The following is a 1704-nucleotide window of genomic DNA, read 5'->3' on the forward strand; positions in this document are numbered from 1 at the left end:
CATATCTTTCTGACCTGGTCGGTCGTTATGGTCTCCTATGTTAAGTCATCCGGTCCGAAAAACCCCGCCCACACCAGTGTTCATATCCGAGAGTGGACGCTTGCGGTTAAGAAGCCGTCTTCTGGAGTAGAAGCCTGCAGCAATGGGGCCAATTTCGCTTTGCCCCCAGCTATGTAGCCAGATAGCGGCGCGATTTCGTGTTGCATGCATGAAATCTCTCGCGATAGAGGGATGCATCATATCGTACGTATTTAGGAACACCCGAATTTGCGAAAATAGGCCCGGCTGCTCCTTGAGTATCCAAAGATTTCTCGCCATTACATTCGGTAAGGATTCGAAAATAGTTGGCCGCAAGCCGTGAAGAGCGGTCTGCATGACAGTATAATCATACGAGCCTATTGCGCAGGAGAGCTTGGGTTGCCACTTCAGCTGTGCGAATGCCCAACAAAAGGCACGAGAGTGGAAGAAAGAAATATTTGCAACCACAATGTCCTTGCGCCGGATCTGCAGAAAAGGAATATTCGAGAGCTCAACTTCCGTTGCTCCTCGCATTGAACTGGCTGAATGGCATACCAATTTAGGTAAGCCCGTTGTGCCAGAGCTGTGCGTTACAAGCATCAGTGCATGGCTGTCTTGGGGTGCAGATGTTTGAGAGCCGTGAACAGGTATTTCTTCATTGTCGGATAGGGAGGCCAGATCCTGTACTGACAAAAGCGGACTTTCCATGTTGAGCGCTTGAATTTGATGATCCGTATAAGTATGAAATCGGCCACCAACTAGAACGAGCTTTGGGTTTGACTTTGCAGCTAATGTTTGGAAGTCATCATCGGATGCCGAATCGGATACGACTACAGGGACAAAACCTGCTCGAGAAATGGCTACTGCTAGAACAATGACATCGAAATGATTCTCTTTAATGAGGAAGATTCGGTCACCCAGCGAAGCTTCCCCTGTTGTTCGTTGGATGACATTAGCTATTTCGTTAGCGCGGGCATCCAAATCACCGGCAGTATAACGACGATTTTTCTTGGGTAAAACACTCGTAGGGGTGTCCACTAAAAAGGTTGCGCTGCTGGGGTACTCGGAGTTGAACAACTTACTTAGATGCGGGCTAGGATCCTGCCTCAACTTCAATGCAGAAATCATCACATTGCTGCTGCATTAAGAGCGAGAACTACAGCGCTGAGTGCCGTCATACCGAGACAATTAATCCAGAATTCTTGCTTGAGGAAGCTTGCTTTAATGTGGGCGATGATGGCGAAGATGAAGTATCCAAGTACGCCTACAGACACTGTTGTCGTAACCGAAGCATCACCGATAGCAGCTCCGGCAGTTAGGCCTACTGCTGCGAGTAACTTGATTCCGATTAACGCCCACCACCAGTCTTTAGGAAAATTGACGCCACTTAAGCATCGGCTAATGAACTTCGGTGGCTTAATCGACATCAGTGCATCGCCGGCAAGGACTGCGGCCAGTAGGTAGCTGCCAGCTACTGCAAGTGAACTCATTTGGTCACCTTTCTAAGAAAAGCCTTAAATTTAGCTGATTTCCCAAAGGGAAACAATTCCCCTTTACCGGGAACACAGTTGTGAGTTTACTCCCAAAACGGCAAACATACTACCCCTGATTGGGGTTGCCCGCAAATCGTGGACACGTAGTGGAGCTACCTAATGATTAGGCAGCTATTTCTTTTCTGCTGGTGGT

General features: G+C 48.3%; 2 protein-coding genes. Both read right to left on the reverse strand.

Annotation, left to right across the window (positions count from 1 at the left end; translation table 11 throughout):
• Positions 1-45: 45 nt before the first annotated feature.
• Positions 46-1146, reverse strand: a complete 1101-nt coding sequence (locus QP888_RS10940) for an AMP-binding protein (protein WP_284813588.1) — start codon at positions 1144-1146, stop codon at positions 46-48.
• Positions 1146-1508 (reverse strand): DoxX family protein, encoded by a 363-nt coding sequence (locus QP888_RS10945; protein ID WP_284813587.1) that lies wholly within the window; start codon positions 1506-1508, stop codon positions 1146-1148. The genes QP888_RS10940 and QP888_RS10945 overlap by 1 nt, the downstream gene beginning before the upstream one ends.
• Between the last annotated feature and the right edge of the window lie 196 nt (positions 1509-1704).

It is taken from the genome of Corynebacterium sp. MSK297 (assembly GCF_030232885.1).
In the GTDB taxonomy this organism is placed as follows: Bacteria; Actinomycetota; Actinomycetes; order Mycobacteriales; family Mycobacteriaceae; genus Corynebacterium.

Bases quoted from the DNA above. Each gene is read 5' to 3' on its own strand.
- QP888_RS10940 (WP_284813588.1), bottom strand. From the start codon at position 1,146: ATGATTTCTGCATTGAAGTTGAGGCAGGATCCTAGCCCGCATCTAAGT.
- QP888_RS10945 (WP_284813587.1), bottom strand. From the start codon at position 1,508: ATGAGTTCACTTGCAGTAGCTGGCAGCTACCTACTGGCCGCAGTCCTT.